This is a genomic window from Streptomyces sp. NPDC091376 (assembly GCF_044757085.1).
GTDB lineage: Bacteria > Actinomycetota > Actinomycetes > Streptomycetales > Streptomycetaceae > Streptomyces > Streptomyces pratisoli.
In genome coordinates, this window is record NZ_JBIVUF010000002.1 from 608,940 (window position 1) to 624,206 (window position 15,267).

At 70.1% G+C, this 15,267-nt stretch carries 14 protein-coding genes; 5 read left to right on the forward strand and 9 right to left on the reverse strand.

What is annotated here, in order from left to right:
• Positions 1-23: 23 nt before the first annotated feature.
• Positions 24-548 (reverse strand): hypothetical protein, encoded by a 525-nt coding sequence (locus ACIQMR_RS07120; protein WP_401383826.1) that lies wholly within the window; start codon positions 546-548, stop codon positions 24-26.
• A 505-nt stretch (positions 549-1,053) separates the two neighbouring features.
• Between ACIQMR_RS07120 and ACIQMR_RS07125 the strand changes: the two genes are divergently transcribed.
• Together ACIQMR_RS07125 and ACIQMR_RS07130 are read left to right on the forward strand one after the other, a co-directional pair.
• Entirely contained in the window at positions 1,054-1,548 is a 495-nt protein-coding gene (locus tag ACIQMR_RS07125; RefSeq protein WP_401383828.1) for a DUF6301 family protein, read from the forward strand.
• Positions 1,545-1,958, forward strand: a complete 414-nt coding sequence (locus ACIQMR_RS07130; protein WP_401383831.1) for a TY-Chap domain-containing protein — start codon at positions 1,545-1,547, stop codon at positions 1,956-1,958. Before ACIQMR_RS07125 ends, ACIQMR_RS07130 begins: the two co-directional genes overlap by 4 nt.
• A 129-nt stretch (positions 1,959-2,087) precedes the next feature.
• Here ACIQMR_RS07130 and ACIQMR_RS07135 read toward each other — a convergent pair whose 3' ends face one another.
• The 6 genes from ACIQMR_RS07135 to ACIQMR_RS07160 all read right to left on the reverse strand — a co-directional run bounded on the left by ACIQMR_RS07135 (position 2,088) and on the right by ACIQMR_RS07160 (position 9,682).
• On the reverse strand, positions 2,088-2,372 hold the full coding sequence (locus ACIQMR_RS07135) for a hypothetical protein (protein WP_401383834.1): 285 nt from the start codon (positions 2,370-2,372) through the stop codon (positions 2,088-2,090).
• Between the two features lie 394 nt (positions 2,373-2,766).
• Positions 2,767-3,162, reverse strand: coding sequence for a hypothetical protein (locus ACIQMR_RS07140; RefSeq protein ID WP_401383836.1), 396 nt, complete (start codon positions 3,160-3,162; stop codon positions 2,767-2,769).
• A gap of 10 nt (positions 3,163-3,172) precedes the next feature.
• Positions 3,173-3,856 carry a hypothetical protein gene (locus tag ACIQMR_RS07145; protein ID WP_401383837.1) on the reverse strand — a complete coding sequence of 228 codons (684 nt, stop codon included), beginning with the start codon at positions 3,854-3,856 and terminating at the stop codon, positions 3,173-3,175.
• Between the two features lie 333 nt (positions 3,857-4,189).
• Positions 4,190-5,458 carry a hypothetical protein gene (locus ACIQMR_RS07150; protein ID WP_401383840.1) on the reverse strand — a complete coding sequence of 423 codons (1,269 nt, stop codon included), beginning with the start codon at positions 5,456-5,458 and terminating at the stop codon, positions 4,190-4,192.
• 14 nt (positions 5,459-5,472) lie between these two features.
• Entirely contained in the window at positions 5,473-8,835 is a 3,363-nt protein-coding gene (locus ACIQMR_RS07155) for a PQQ-binding-like beta-propeller repeat protein (RefSeq protein ID WP_401383842.1), read from the reverse strand.
• Positions 8,836-8,986: 151 nt separating this feature from the next.
• Entirely contained in the window at positions 8,987-9,682 is a 696-nt protein-coding gene (locus ACIQMR_RS07160; protein WP_401383845.1) for a L,D-transpeptidase, read from the reverse strand.
• A gap of 250 nt (positions 9,683-9,932) precedes the next feature.
• On the opposite strand from ACIQMR_RS07160, the gene ACIQMR_RS07165 reads away from it, so the two are divergent.
• Positions 9,933-10,745 carry a DUF427 domain-containing protein gene (locus tag ACIQMR_RS07165; RefSeq protein ID WP_401383847.1) on the forward strand — a complete coding sequence of 271 codons (813 nt, stop codon included), beginning with the start codon at positions 9,933-9,935 and terminating at the stop codon, positions 10,743-10,745.
• A gap of 363 nt (positions 10,746-11,108) precedes the next feature.
• Here the strand turns inward: ACIQMR_RS07165 and ACIQMR_RS07170 are convergent, their stop codons facing one another.
• Entirely contained in the window at positions 11,109-12,500 is a 1,392-nt protein-coding gene (locus tag ACIQMR_RS07170; protein ID WP_401383849.1) for an LAETG motif-containing sortase-dependent surface protein, read from the reverse strand.
• A 363-nt stretch (positions 12,501-12,863) separates the two neighbouring features.
• Here ACIQMR_RS07170 and ACIQMR_RS07175 point away from each other — a divergent pair, with 363 nt between their 5' ends.
• Positions 12,864-13,703: a DUF817 domain-containing protein gene (locus tag ACIQMR_RS07175; protein ID WP_401383852.1), complete on the forward strand. Its 840-nt coding sequence runs from the start codon at positions 12,864-12,866 to the stop codon at positions 13,701-13,703.
• Positions 13,704-13,729: 26 nt separating this feature from the next.
• Here ACIQMR_RS07175 and ACIQMR_RS07180 read toward each other — a convergent pair whose 3' ends face one another.
• Positions 13,730-14,599: a bifunctional DNA primase/polymerase gene (locus ACIQMR_RS07180; protein ID WP_401383854.1), complete on the reverse strand. Its 870-nt coding sequence runs from the start codon at positions 14,597-14,599 to the stop codon at positions 13,730-13,732.
• Positions 14,600-14,949: 350 nt separating this feature from the next.
• On the opposite strand from ACIQMR_RS07180, the gene ACIQMR_RS07185 reads away from it, so the two are divergent.
• Positions 14,950-15,261: a hypothetical protein gene (locus ACIQMR_RS07185; RefSeq protein WP_358668442.1), complete on the forward strand. Its 312-nt coding sequence runs from the start codon at positions 14,950-14,952 to the stop codon at positions 15,259-15,261.
• Positions 15,262-15,267 lie beyond the last annotated feature (6 nt).

The following is a 15,267-nucleotide window of genomic DNA, read 5'->3' on the forward strand; positions in this document are numbered from 1 at the left end:
AGCACCTGGACGCGAGACAAGTGCTAGGCGGATGCAGTATCGAGCAACGCGTTGAACGCCTCCGTGACCTTTTGCGCCTTGGCAGTGTCCTGGACCGTCATGGTGGGATTGGAGGCGTACCACATGTCGGCCTCCACGATCTTCGGCGCCAGCCAGTCGAAGACGCCGGGATCGCTTGCGCCGGGATAGCCCTCGATGACACCGTCGAACATCTCGTCGAACCACGGTCCCGCTTTGCTGAAGATGTCAGCTATGTATGTCTTGAAGTCCCCGTCATACGTGACCGCGCCTATGACCTGAGTGTCATTGTTGATGAAGGCGACGCGGAAGTCGTGGACAGTGCCGACGATCTTTTCGTAGTACCAGGCTTCGTTCTGGATCTTGGCGGCGTTCTGGCGGAACCTCTCTGCCCCGCCGGGCTTGACATCGAAGAGAACGGTGATTTCCGCTACGTCCCCGACCCGCATGCCGAGACCGTCGGGCTGCCTGGCCACGGTCGGAGTCGCGTCCCCCGGACTGGCCGACCGCGCGGAGCTCTGTGTCGTCATGACGCCCTCTCCCTTTGATCGTTTATGGGCTGATCTGCGGGCTCTCCTCCGTTCTGGGCGCGTTCCGGACTGCCCACACAGCCAGCTTTGTCGTACTCCAGGGCGTCGGCAAGACGATCACGGCCCATAGGTCGAAGGCGACGGCGTTCAGCGCGACTTCAAGGGTTACTTGGTCTTGGTGGCGACGGACGGGGCGAGCCCGGCCCGTAGCGGCCACATGATCCGCCGGACAGGCCCGAGTCCCGGCGCGGTCCTGTGGCCATCCTCCGGCCAGGCGGGTAACCGCGGTGGCCCGGAGTGAGGAGCAGGCCACAGGGGGTAGACGGTTCGCATACTCGCCGGTCCCGTCAGGTGGGGGACGCCGGGGGCGCGAAGACCTTAAGGGTGTGGCTGACAATGATCAGGTTGGGCGGCTCTTCTCTGTGTACGCGGACGGCCTGACGGCAGGATCATGCGTCAGTCGGCCACGCTCGACCCGGACCGGCTACGAGCCCGAGGAGCAGCCGTGACCGACTTCAGGACCGCCGGCACCGCCGCCGTGCACGCGACCCTGACCGTCGTCCGCGACTGGCAATGGGCCTGGTCAGCCGACGAGATCCCCGCGCTCATGGCGCACCTCGGCTGGACCGCCGTCGACTCGGTCCCGGACGGTCCGATCATCGCCAGGGCGACGTGGGACCTCGGAAAGCCGCTGCAGACGATCAACATCTCCCGCGGGCAGGTCCGCAACCTCGACATCCGGTTCTCGGGGATCAGCCACTGGCCGGCCGTCGACGAGGACGCCGCCCCGATCAACGACAGCTTCGTCGAGGTGCTTACCGCAGCCGAGGCGGTGTTCGGCCCCGCAGAGGAGTCGCACCCGGGCAAGACGCCCTCGCAGGTATGGCGCCTGCCCGACTGCGTCGTGCGGATCACCCGCACCACCGCGGGGGTCGTCGCCCACTGGGCCGAGCGCAAGTACTTCGAAGAGCGGCACGACCTGGACATGAGCGCCCTGTGAACGACTGGAACGACTTCTCCGGCCGACTGCGCCGCGACCTGGCGGACCTCGCCGACGAAGACATCGTGATCCTGCTGTGCGGCGACCGCGGAGTGCAGTTCGCGCAGACCCCACGGATGCTGCTGACCGAGGCGATCACCGGCCCAGGACCGATCCCCGCGCAGCCGTTGCCGGAACAGGAGCACGCGGCGCTGGTCGCGCTCGGCTGGATCCCGCCTGACGTGCCCCACTTCACGAACTGGCACCTCGAACTGCCCTGGCCCGCCACCGCGGCGCAGTACGACGCCGCGACGTCCAGGTTGGTGCAGACGCTGCGCGACGTGCTGGGCGTGCCGAGCCCGTCGGACCTGACGATCAAAGCGTGGAGCGACAAGACCCGCGAGCCGTTGGGCCTTTTCATCACAGCTTGAGCGGTTCTCGGTGACGGGCGTCAGCGCTGAGTGGCGCTCCGTCGCCCGTGAGCGCGGGCATACCCGGCAGGGTGCCGTTGCATCGAGCGATCGACTCGCCGGCCAACCGAGGGACTTGGCTTGGCGCCGCTACGGCGACGTAACGCGCTTCCTGAGCCGGGAGAACCGTCGCCAGGCCACCAACAAGTTGGTCAAGAACAGAGCTGATCCCGCGATGGGCCAGCCTACGGATCCACCGTCGCGGTAGGTCTCGATACCTACGGACAGCATCAGTGCACCGACGATGGGGCCGACCACCAGGTCGAAGAAGATGTCCAACTGCCGCGCGATCCTTGGGAGGAGGATGTCCATCCGCGCCGCGATTCTTGTGAGGAGGACGTCCGTCCGCCTCGCGATCCTTGCAAGGGTGACCACGGCTTGATCGTGACAGGTGGCCGCCCTCGCTGCCAGGGGCTAGATCGTCGCCACGACCTGGCTTTGGACACGCGATCGGCGGAACGACACTGCTGCTCGATCGAGAGCGGCGGATCGGTGCTCAGTCGACAGAACCGGCTCAGGCACCGGATCGCCCAGCCGAGGTCCACGGTGTCTTCCTCAGGCGGATCCCGGTCCGGGATGCCGTCTGACGACTTCGCGGCAGCTGCACGGCACCGAGCCACGTACTGAGGTGTCACCCGTGCAAGTTGCTGTGTCAGTGTGCGGAGAGCTCGATGACGACGTGAAGGCGCCACCCTCCCCGAGCATGAGGTGAGGGTGGCGCCGTCGCATGTATGGCTGCCGAAGCAGCGGTGCTCCCGCGCGGTCTTTGTCAGCTGACGAGGCCGGCGGATGCCATGCCGCCGCCGACGGCCACCGCCCAGGCGATGCCCTGCTGCCAGCGGGCGACCGAGCCGGGACGGCCTCGTGTGGCCAGCACCATGACGGAGTTGGCGGCGAAGGCCGGAAGGAGAATGCCGAACAAGGCGAACGTGCCGACGGCCGACAGCGTCAGCTCGACGCGAGTCGTCACCGCGCCAATCGCTACGGCCACGGCAGCGAGCGCATACAACACCACAGGGACGTGCGTGATGTCGTCCTTCTTCAGCGGGGCGGGGCCGCCACGCTTGTGGTGGATCCAGTGACGCCGCTCGGTGCCGAAGCGTGCCAGCACCATGATCGTCACCTCCACCACCAGGGCGACCACAGCCACATGCTCAATCGTCATGACGTCTTCCTTACCGGCTGCATGCTGCGGCGATGGCGGAAATGCCGATGAACGCCTTCACGGCCTCGCGCTCCGCCGAGCCGACCCTCTTGCCGTTCACGAAACGCCAGATGATGTTCGCCGTCTTCTTCGCGCCGTAGCGCTTGAACAGCGCGACGGCCCGCACCACCTTGATGCTGGAACCGGCCGGTGCGAAGGAGATCAGCACAGCGGCGATGGCGGCGCTGCACTTGACGATGAACTTCGTCTCGTCCCACCAGTCGGCGGCGGCCATCTTGTGGTTCTTCTTCCCGCCGGCGATCTGCGCCAGGAGGGTGTGGCGCACCTCTTCGTTGGCGAACAGAGGCGACAGCGCGGACTGTGCTGCGCTGTCGTTCGGGTACGCCGCCTCCACGATCTGCTGCGCGGTCGGCTCGGCAGGCAGGGCAGCCAGACGGGACTGCATGGCTCCGGAGTCGGGAGTCGGCCGGGAAAGGACGACCTCAAGGGCGGATGCGAACTGGTCCTCGCTCACGCCGAGTTCGGCTATGCCCTTCGCGATCACCGCACCCTGAGCCTGCTCTGCGGGCGTGAACCCCGATTCGTCCGCCGCCGCTGCGACGCTGACGTTGCTCTGGTGCGCGGAGGACTCTGCCGCGTTGGCGCCGGCAACGGTTGCGAAGAGGGCGCCGGCGGTCACGGCGGCGACGAACATCGTGCTGGTGCCGCGGAACGCTCGACGCGGCTGCTTGGTGGAGATGGCACTGGTCATGTGCGGAATGCTCCGTATCTAGTTGTTCGGGCACGGATTTCCCCCGCCCCAGGTCGACTGCCCAGGGGGTCTGCGCCCGCTTGGTCCTTGCCAATCCGATCATGAGGCAATCGCGACCAATGTGAGGGAGGCCATGATTCCGCCTCAGAAGTTGCTCAAGGTTTCGGCCTACGGCCTCACCCCGACCGGCGAGACCCCGGTCGCCGGCAAGCCGGAGGGCCCGGCTCCTGTCCGGAGCCGTGCCCTCTGTGGTCGTCAGATGTCTCACCCGACGACCTACGACGCCAGGATCTGTCCCGCCGCGAGTGCCGAAGCCACCACGCCTCCGGCCACGACCGCCGAGGCGGCGAGGAGGGGGATCCTCGGGGTCCAGGTGTGCAGGAGCGAGGAACGCGATACGCGGTCGAGCAGCGCGTCGCGGCCGCGTAGCACGATCAGGCCGACGCCCGTCAGGGTGAGGGCCATGCCGGCGCCGAAGGCGGCAACCATCGCGAGGGCGTTGCCGACCTTGCCCGTCAGCAGCCCGGTGAGCAGGACCAGGAACGCGGACGGAGAGGGCAACAGGCCGCCGGATGCGCCCAGGAGGACCAGACCTCGCCAGGTGAGGAGCGAGTGGGCGTCCGGGATGTGGTGGGTGTGGCCGTGCCCGTGCCCGTGGTCGTGGTCGCGACCATGCTCGTGGCCGTGACGATGTTCGTGCCCGTGCCCGTGCCCGCGGTGCCGCAGATGCCGTCGCACCAGACTTACGCCCACCCCCGCCACCACCAGCGCGGCGGCCAGTTGCAGCCATCCCGTCAGTGCCTTCATGTCCGGTGCGTTCTTCGCCGCCAGCCACCAGGCGACCGCGAGGGCGGCGACAGAGAGCGTGTGCATGACGGCGACGATGCCCCCGAGCCATACCGCGTCCCGCGGTCTGCCCCGGCCGCCCACCAGGTACCCGGCGGCCAGCGACTTGCCGTGACCGGGAGCGCAGGCGTGCAGCGCGCCCACGGCCGCCGCCACGAGCAGCGCTGTCGGAAGGGCCGCCCCGCGGTCGAGGAGTGAGGTCAGATCGCCGGTCCAACTCCCCTCCTGGGACGACGAGTCGCCCGGCGACGCGGCGGACCTCAGCGCGAGTGCGCGCGTCGGTTCCTTCGCCGTATGCAGCCCTCCGTCGCCCAGGTCGGTCACCGACAGCGTCCGGTATGCGGGGTTGATGTCCGTGAGCGCGGTGACCGTCAGCGTGATCCGGTCCACCGGGCGTGGGCAGACGAAGTGGAGCGTCATGCCGTCGGCCCGGTCGGCCCGGCAGGGGCCGCCGTCCTGGCGTACGACGATGTGCGCGCGCAGATAGCCCGTCACATCGCCGCGGGAACGCTTCTGCAGGATGGCGACGTCGTCCTGCTGCGCGGACCAGGTCGTGTCCACGGCGGAGGAGCCCGCCGCCTTGACCGACACGACGGGAGGTGTGCCGAAGGGGTGCGCCTGCGCCGTCCCCGCGCTGCCGAACAGCAGCGCGGGGACGGCGGCCAGGAAGAGCAGCACCCCGGTGCGGAGTGATCGCACGGTGGTGCTTCCCCTCAGTCCCGGCGCGCGGCCAGCGCGTGGACCGTGCCGTCGTCCGTGAGGGCGAAGAGCCAGTCACCGCTGACGGAGAGGGCGGAGGCGACGCCCGCGCCGAGGTTGTACGCGGCGAGCTGCCGGCCGTCGGCTCGGTCCAGGACGAGGAGTCGCCCGTCCCACGTTCCCACGTACACGTACTTCTCGGTCACCAGGGGATGCGTCGTCGGCGAGCCGTCGCCTTCCGAACACCCCATGGCGACACGCCATTTGTCGTCCCGCGGGCTCTCCCCGGCCAGATAGCCGGACTTCGCCTCCCACACCGGCGTCGAGGGGTCGGCCGCGCTCGTGTCGTAGGCGCGTACGACGCCGTCGCGTCCCGCGACATAGGCGATGTCCCCCCGGGTGGCCGGGCTGGTGAGCGGGGCCCGCCCCGGCTCGCAGGTGCTGCCGCCGCCCAGCTTCGACTCCCAGGTCACCGCGCCCGTCGTCGCGTCGTGTCCGCGGACTCCGTAGGCGGTGAAGGTGACGAGCTTCGCCGGGCCCGACGCGGGGTCGGTGAGCACGGGCGACGAGTGGCTGTCGATGTCACCCGCGGTGTCCTTCGACCACAGCTGCTTGCAGCTCGTCAGGTCCATGGCGATGACCGTGTTGCTCGACGAGGAGTGCAGATAGGCGGTGTCGGAGCCGGGCTCGCGCACCACGGTGCTGTGGGACTGGCCCCAGGAGGCGGCGGCGCCGAAGCCGCCGGGCAGCAGGGCGCCGGTGCTCGCGTCACGGCAGCGGACGGTGTTCCAGTCCTGGTAGACGGCCACCGTGCGGTCCTGTCCGTCGAGTGCGAAGACACTGACCGGTCCGCCCGCCCGGCCGTAGCGGCGCACCGTGTCGCCGTGCTGCTCCTCACGGTCGATCGACTCCCAGGCGACATGGCCGTCCCGGACGTCCAGTGCGTAGATCCGTCCGACGCCGGTCGTCAGGTAGACGCGTCCGTCGTGGAGCGTCGGCGCCGATTCGGCGTCGCCGTCCAGGTAGGTGCGCCAGATCTCGCGCCCGGACCTGATGTCGTAGGCGAGCATCATGCTGTACGGCGAGTCGAAGGCGCGGGACGAGACGATGACCTTGCCGTCCGCGACGACCGAGCCGTTCAGGTTGAACTGCTCGCCGCTGTGCCGGGCCCATCGCAGGTCGAGCCGAGAGCCCGGCTCGTCGGCGCTCGAGGACCGCCCGGCCTCGTCGCCGCCCTGCCGCAGCCAGTTCTGCCCGGTCCTCGGCCGGGAAAGTTCGGTCTCCCGTACGACGTCGAAGGTGCTCTCCAGCGCGGGAAGCCCGGGGAACGCCCTGCCCCGTGTGTCGTACACGGTCGTCCTGGCGGTGTACGTGCCGGGCCGCAGCCCGTGCAGCATGCCGCTCGCCCGGGTCCAGGCCCCGCGTGCGTCGGGGCATGGTTCGGGCCTGCCGCCCGGCGGGGTGTAGCAGTTCTCGATGCCGGGCCGCCCGGTTTCCCGGCCGAAGCCCAGGCTGGTCCGCTTCACCACGTGCCCGCGGTCGTCCCGTACGGTCAGCGAGGCTCTGGCGGGGGTGCGGCCGTCGTCCTCGGCGTACACCTCGACGGGGACTCCGCCGGCCGAGCCGTGCACGCTGCGCCGCGCGGGGCTGACCAGCGCGCTGTCGTCGTCGATGTCGAACTGGCGGTGGATGCCGGTCACATGGCCGGTGTCCTCGTTGCGCCGGGTGCGCGGATCGTCCGTGATGCCGCTGAAGTCGAGGACCTTGTAGTCGGGGCGGGCGCCGTCGATTCCGTAGGTGCCCTGGTTGTTGATCTCCACGGACCGCTTGAAGGCACCGCGGCGGAACTCGGCCTGCTGGTTGTGGCCCGCGGCGACCATCCGGACGTCGTACTTGGCCAGCTCGTCGATCGTCGGCTGCATGCCGGCGCCGGGGCCCCACTGGGTGAACAGCGAGCGATGCGCGAAGACGAGAACCTGCTTGCCGACCGCGTGCCGGGCCAGGTCCCTGCGCAGCCACTCCAGCTGCGGCTTCAGCCCGCTCGCGTCGTAGTTGTCCTCGAGCACGACGATGTGGCGGCCGTTGCGGTCGAAGCTGTACCACTCGGGGCCGAGGTTGCGGCGGTAGTACTCCATGCTGCCGGCGTAGCCCTGGGAGACCGCCGTGCCGCCGAAGTCGTGGTTGCCCATGACCGGGTAGAAGGGATGGCCGAGCCGCCCCTGCTCCAGGCCCTTGCTGAAGAGGTCGTACCCGCCCTGCCTGCGGGGCTCCTGCGCGTAGTCCGTGACCGTCAGGTCGCCGGTCGCGATCTGCATCGTGGCACCGTCGACCTCGGACATCGCCTGGACCTGGCCCGTCCACTGGGGCAGCACTTTGCCCGCCTCGGCCTCGGTCCGGTTGCCGACCTCGGGGTCGGAGTTCATGACCCAGGTCTCGGTCGGGTCCGAGGCGTTGCGGTCCGGTACGAGCGCGAAGTCGACGCCGCCGCCGCCGGTCTCCGGGACCTTGTGGAAGAACCAGGGAACGTAGTCCTTGCGCAGAGCGGGTGTGTAGCCGTCGGGCGAGACGATGCTGACGATGTCGGTCTCGCGTCGGGCCGGATCGATGGCGAGGGAGTACGAGCCGTCCGCGCCGGTCGTGGTCCACACGGCGCCGTCGGTGACGTCGATGCCGGGCATGGCCCGCTCACCCTTGTCCCGCTCGCCGTTGCCGTTGCCGTCCTTGAAGACGGTGCCCTCGACGGTGGCGGTGGCCGGTGCCGTGTCGTCGGCGAGGGCCGTCTGGGGAGCGAGGAAGGACAGGGCGACGGCACCCGCGGTGGCGAGCCGGAACCGACGGCCCGTCCGCAATGACCGCGGCAGGGCGGGCAGTCGCAGTGCGGCGAGTACGAGCAGGGTGACCGCGGCCGCCGCGAGCGCGACGATGGGCCACGGGAAGCCGGGCAGGGCGTGCGCGCCCTTGGCGTCGACGAGCGGTGCGGCGGCGGACGCGTCGACCGCCGTGCCGTCGAACTCGACGACGACCTGCGTCAGCCCGCCCTTCCGGAGCAGCGGGCTCAGGTCGAGCGCGTCGACGTGGCAGCTCCACGCCAGCTCGATCACGACCCCGCCGGGGACCCCTCCGTCGTCGCCGGGAACGCCGGAGCCGGTGGCCGGGCAGCCGGCCGGCAGCAGCCCGGTCGCCCATGCCCCGGCGTGCTCCGGCGACACGAGGTCGCGGTGGACGATGAGACGTCCGCTGGTGACGTTGTCCGCGGTGGAGACGACGAGTTCAGCGTGCTGGCGCGAAACATGCGCGAGCGCGGGCTGGGCGCCGATGCCCAGCACGAGGAACAGCAGCGTGAGACCGAGCCCCGCTGCTGTGCGTATATGTTTCATGCGAGCGGACGCTAGTCATTATCTGCTCGTTTTCGGCCAGTATCGAGCAGCTTTCATCAAGCCGTCCACGAGAGTTAAGTTGTGAAGCGTGGCCGTCCAGAAGCAGGCCGACGCCTCGCGGGACCGCGCGCGAGGCGTCGGGCCGCGGGTCTCAGGTGCCGGGCTTGCGGCCGTAGACGAAGACGTCGTCGCCGTTGCGGAGCAGGCTCCAGTACTTGGCGGCGTCGGTCTTGGTCATGTTGACGCAGCCGTGGGAGCCGGGCGGGGCCCAGACGCTGATGCCGACGGAGTGGAAGGCCTGGCCGCCGTCGAAGAACTGGCTGTACGGCATCGGCACGTTGTACAGACTGGACACGTGGTCGATGTGGCGCCAGGAGATCTTCTTCAGACCGGTGCGGGTCTCGTTCCCGTCGCGCCCGGTGCGTACCGCGACCGGTCCGTGGACCAGCTTGCTGCCGTCCTGGATCCAGCTGAGCTGGAGCGTCAGGTCGACGCAGGCGATCCGGCCCTTGTTCGTCGGGCACTTGCCGGCCTTGTTCGGGTTCTTCCCGACCGCCTTCTGCTTGTTCATGAGATCCATGACGCCCCAGGTGATCGGACCCGCCAGCCCGGCGTTCGGGCTGATCGAGTGCTTCGTCTGGAATGCCTGGATCGCCTTGCAGTCGGCTGCCGACTGCTTTCCGTCCACCGGGCGGCCGAGGAACTTCTCGACCTGCTTCTGGTACGCCCCGGTCTGCGTCGTGCACGAAGCGGCCTGGGCGGGCGTGGTCCCGATGGCCAGAGTGAGCGGGGCCACCAGGGCGGTGGTCCCGAGTGCGACGACTATTCGTCGGCGAATGTCCCCCACGGCTGTCGACTCCTTCTGCGCGAGGTGCGAGTTCCGCCTGGTAGACGGCGCAGGGGAGGAGGGAGTTGCACGCGGGGAGACGACGGTTCCGTAACGGCGGCCGTTTCCCGTCGGCCCTGCCCGGCGGATCGGGCGACGGCGGAGCGCATGCCGTCCCTTTTCCGGTCAGGACGTTCGCGAACGGCTGCCGAGGGGTTAGTGATGGCTGTGGAAGCGGTGAAGCCCGTCGGAACAGCCCGAGGAGAGGGTCATGACCACACCAGGTGAAACCCCGGAAGCGGTGCCGGTGGTCCGGCGCGGACCGGATCCGGCCGACAGCGTCGTCTGGGAGCCCACTGACCGCTGGGTGCGAGGGACGAAGGGCGACGTCACCGTCGTCGACAGCCACCGCGCCGTTCTGCTGTGGGAGCCGGGACGTCCCGTGCCGCTGTACGCCTTCCCGGCCGAGGACGTACGGATGGACCTGCTGCGGAGGTTCGAACGCCCCGCCTCGCGGCGTCACGGAGGAGCGACGGTCTACTACGACCTCGTGATCGGCGACGAGATCGTCCGGACGGCCGCCTGGGAATGTCCCGGCGAGGAGCTGGCCGGATACGTGTGCTTCGCCTGGTTCGGACACGAGGTGCTCGACCACTGGTACGAGGAGGACGAGGAGGTCTTCGTGCATCCTCGTGATCCCCACAAGCGCGTGGACGCGCTGCCCAGCTCCCGCCACGTCCAGGTCGAGATCGAGGGCACGGTCGTCGCGGACACGCGGACGCCGGTGCTGCTGTTCGAGACGGGCCTTCCGGTCCGCTACTACTTTCCGCGCGAGGACGTACGCCTCGATCTCTTCACCCCGACCGATACGCGCACCCGCTGCCCGTACAAGGGTGTGGCCACCGAGTACTGGTCATGGGCGGGCGGCGGCGATGTTCGGCCCGGCATCGCCTGGAGCTACCCGGATCCGCTGCCGGCCGTCGGCGTCATCAAGGACCTGGTGGCCTTCTATGACGAGTTCGTCGACGTCATCGTCGACGGGGAACGGCAGACGCGGCCCGTCACCGTCTTCGGCCACCAGTAGGCGCCCGTCGCCGTCTTCGGCCACCCGCAGGCGACATCTGTCCGGTGCGTCCGTCCGGTGAAGGCCGGGATCGTTCGACGGTCGACGGGCCGCCGCGCCGCAGGACGGGAGAAGGGGGCCCCCCCCCCCCGGGGCGGCCCCCCCCCCCCCCCGCGGGGGGGGGGGGGGGGGGGGGCGGCGCCCCGGGGGCCCCCACACCCAGCCCCCGCCCCCGCGGGGCGGGGGCCGCGGCGGGGGAGGGAGATGCGCCGTCTTGGTTGGGGGGTGGGGGGGGGGGGGGGGGGCCCCCGGCCCGGGGGGGGGGGGGCCCCCCCCCCGGGGGGGGGGCCCCCCCCTTCCCCACGCCGATGGCGTGTGCGTAGGTCAGGAAGCGGATCCCGGGGTACCCACAGAGCCTGCCGAAGCCACGGCGGGCGTCTGCCGGCGGCGTACGAGGAAGACCGCGCCGGCGCCGAGAGCCACTGCCGCGCCTGCCGCTCCGGCCAGCTGAGGCAGGGCCGAGGAGGAGCCGGTGCTGGCGAGGGTGCCGGTCGTGGTGCTCAGCGGCTGGGTGGAGGCGGTCTGCGTCTGCGTTCCCGTGCCGCCCGCCGTGCCCGTGCCGGACGGGGCGGGGCTGCTGCCGGCGGCGGCGACCTCGAAGTCGTACGCGTCCACGTCGGGGGAACCGCCGCAGGAGCCGTCGTTGTTGAGGTAGTCGGCCGCGATGAAGGCCACGCCGGCGGCGGCGGGCGCCTCGGCGTCGACCTTCAGGCGCAGCTTGATCTCCGCGTGGTCACCGGCCTTCAGGGAGGTGACGACACCGGCGGTGTAGTCCTCGCCCGCGTCCGTCCAGTCCTGTACGGCAGAGGACCACTGCAGGTGCATGTAGTCGTCGATGGGCTCGTAGCCGCCCTTTTCGACTCCGTGGAAGTAGACGTACGGCCAGACCTCGTCCAGGGTCCGGTCGGTGCCGTTGGTCACGCGAAGCTTGAGGTCGACGGTCGAACCGGCGACGACCTCGGCGGGCAGGCCGGTGAGGGTCGTGGTGAGCCTGTTCTCGGCGTCGCAGGGGACGGGCTCCACCTCCAGGGCGTCGGCGAGCGCCTTGTCCGCCGCCTCCTTCGCCTTCTTCGCGTCCTTCAGCGCCTGGTTGGCCTTGGACCACTCCTGCACCGAGGAGAGGCGGGCGTCGTTCAGGGCCGTTACGGCCTTCGCCGCCTTCTCGTCCGCGGCGATCTTGGCGGCGGCGGCGGCCTCGGCGGCGGTCTCGGCGTCCGCCACCGCCTTCTCCGCGGCGGCCCGCTCCTCGGCGGTGGCGGTCTCGGGCAGCGCGGCTAGTGCGGCCTCGGCGTCCGCGAGGGTCTTGTCGGCGTTCGTCCTGGCGATGGCGGCGTCGGCCGCCTCCTTCGCGGCGGTCCTCTCCGCGACGGCGAGGGGCGAGTCCTTCGAGAGGGCGGCTTCCATGGCCTCGCGCGCGGCGTTCTCGTCGGCCACGGCGGCGTCGTACGCCTTCTGCGCCTGTGCGGCGGCCTTCTCCAGCTCCTCGATGGAGGGCGTGCCGGCCCGCTGCTCGCCGGCGTCCCGGCCCGAACGCACCTTGTCCGCCCGTGTGTCTGCCCGCAGCTTGTCGGCGTGCGGCCGCCCGGCCTCGGCGGTGGCCGAGGAGGCCGAGGTGGCGGGCTTGGCGTCGGCGAGCGCGGGGGTGGCGCAGAGCAGGACGGCAGGCGTGGTCACGGCAGCGGCGACGGCCGTTGCCAGAATGCGGCGGATAGTCACGAGCACCTTTTCCGGGGTCCGAGGCCTGAGTTCGAGGACTCGATTCCGAGGTCTCGATTTCGAGGTTCGAGGGTTCGACGGGTTCGAGTTCTGAGGCCTGAAAGCACAGGACAGCCGCCGCGGTTCCCTCACGCAGCGCGACTGGTGGAGGTGATCGTATGACCGCTCCCTGCGGGAAGGAAGCAAGGTGTCCGGTGCGCGGGGCGGGTGACGTCGGCTCACAGGGTGGGTGAAAGTGCCCAAGCCGGGCAGTTGCCCTCGATTCCTGTGATTCTTCTGTGAGGCATGTCACCGGGGTGCCAGGGCTGGAGAGAAGGCTGGAGAGGGGGCGGGAGAGAGCTCACCACCTCGTACAACCGCTCGATGCGTACCTGGCGTCTACAGGGCATGGGAAAGATCTACGAGGGGGTACGCCAGCTCGTCCGCTTCGGGTTGCTGCAGGCACGATGCTGCGCCTTCGCGGTCGCGCTGGTCGGCGGGATCGCGGTGTCGGGCCTGCTGCCGGAGCTGCCCATCGCGCGCTACGACCTGGTGCTGCTGTACGGGGTCGGGCTGGCCGTCGTCGCGCGGTGGGTGGGCTGGGACAGTGCGCGGGACACCGTGGTGATCGCGGGGTGCCATCTCGTCGGTCTGCTCTTCGAGCTGGTCAAGGTGCGGCTCGGGTCGTGGAGTTACCCGGAGGACGCCGTGACGAAGGTCGCGGGCGTCCCGTTGTACGGCGGGTTTCTCTACGCGGCGGTGGGGAGTTACGTCTGTCGTTCCTGGGAACTGCTCGATCTGCGGCTGAGCGGCTACCGGCCGTCCGTGATGGCCTGGCTCGCCGGTGCGGTCTACGTCAACTTCTTCAGCCATCACTGGCTGCCGGACGCCCGGTGGGTGCTCGCGGTGGCGATGCTGGGCGCGACCGCCGGGACGTGGGTCCGCTACACCGTCGGCGAGCGCCGTTACCGCATGCCGCTCGCGCTCGCCTTCGTCCTGATCGGGTTCTTCCTCTGGGTCGCCGAGAACGCGGCGACGTACGCCGGCGCGTGGAGCTATCCGGACCAGCTGGACGGCTGGCAGCCGGTGTCGGTCGCGAAGTTCGGGGCCTGGGCGCTGCTGATCAGCGTGACGTTCGTGATGGCCGAGCGCGTGAGGGGGCGGGGAGCGCGGGGCCTCGGGCGAGGGCTGGGACTGGGGCGGCGGGGTGCGGTCGGCCCGTGAAGGCCCTCACCGTCCCGTGAAGACCCTCATCGTCCCGTGAGCCGCGCCGCTGACGCGATCGTTGCGCGTGCCTCGCGTTCGGTCAGGCCGGTGCGTACGGCGGCGTCCGTCAGGGCGTCGGCGAGGGCTTCGCCGATGCCGTTCTCGTAGGCCCGGCAGGCCGCCCAGAACAACCGTGTGTTGCGCTGCCCTTCATGGGCGGCGAGCACGAACTGGACCAGGCCCTGGCCGCGCGGGGCTCTGGTGGGTGTGGGGTGGTGGGGGCGTGCGGGGGGCGCGATCAGTCGCAGCAGGGCGCTGGGACACGGCGCGGGTGCGAGTTCCGCCGAGCCGGGTGCGAGCCGGTACGCGCCTTGTGCCGAGACCGACCCCGGTCCGACGAGGTAACCGCCCGCTCCCCGGACGTCGATCCCGGGGGCCAGACGGCTGGCCGAGTTCGGTACGACGACGTCCGGCGGGCCGGCCAGCCACAGGTGGCGGCCGCCGCTCGGCGTGATCACGGTGACCGTCTCGGGGACCGTGAACAGATGCTGGAGTGCCAGCTGCCGCAGGGCCGCGACCGAGTCCGTGCCGCCCGTCGCGGCGGTCTTGGTGTCGAGATCGATGCCGATCAGATGGTGGGGTGGCCGGCCGCAGGCGATGCCGTACCCGGTGGCCCAGGGCGCGGCGGCGAAGAGCGCGCGTACGGCGACGGGGTCGGATGCGGCGTCGTACACGCCGTGCCCGAGGAGCCCGCACTCGCCGCGGCAGTGGGCCGGCTCCGGGTCGTGGCGGTGGGGTGAGGGCAGGGCGGGGAGCTTCGTGGGGGACAGGGGGATCACGGGGAGCCCGCGCTCGGCGGCGGAGAGAGCGTGGGCGAGGGCCAGGGTGGCGCTGTGCCGGTCGGTGGTGGCCATGGCTCTATGTTCGTACGTTTGTTCGAGTAAGGGAAGAGGGAGGGATTGGCCGAAAATGTGCCGGAACGCTTTTCCTCTTGGGGGGCGGGGGTTTCGCGGTCGTACGGCGGCTGAGCTGCGGAGCTGAGGGTGGGAAGGGGGTTTATCGACATGTCCTCACGCTTGAGAGGGAATCGACATCTCCGGGGTGGTTCGCCAGGGATTCGGTGGGCAACTCTGGACTCGCGACGTCGTGAGGAGCGATCGAGGTGGTCGGCCAACCGCCCCGATTTCAGCCGTAGTTCCGAACTTCCCGGTGCGCCTTTGTCCGGTGCACCTCCGGTGTACTCGCCATTCCTGGAGGAATTGACATGGCAAGCATCCGTACCGCCCGCACTCTGGCCGCCGTTGCCGCGCTGCCCCTCGCCGCCGCCCTCTTCACCGGTGTGGCGCACGCCGACAACGGAGCCTTCGCGGGCGACGGATCGAACGCGTCCGTGGCCACGATCAGCGGCAGCGGCGTGGGCGGCCACAACCTCGGCAACTCGACGACCACCCAGCAGGTGGCCACCGGCGCCGGGGCGTCCAACCAGAACAACACCGCCAATGTGAACGGATCGGCGTTCACGGCGATCGACCAGTCGAACGAGAACATCGCGATCACCTTCCTTCCGCTCTGGTGAGGGCGC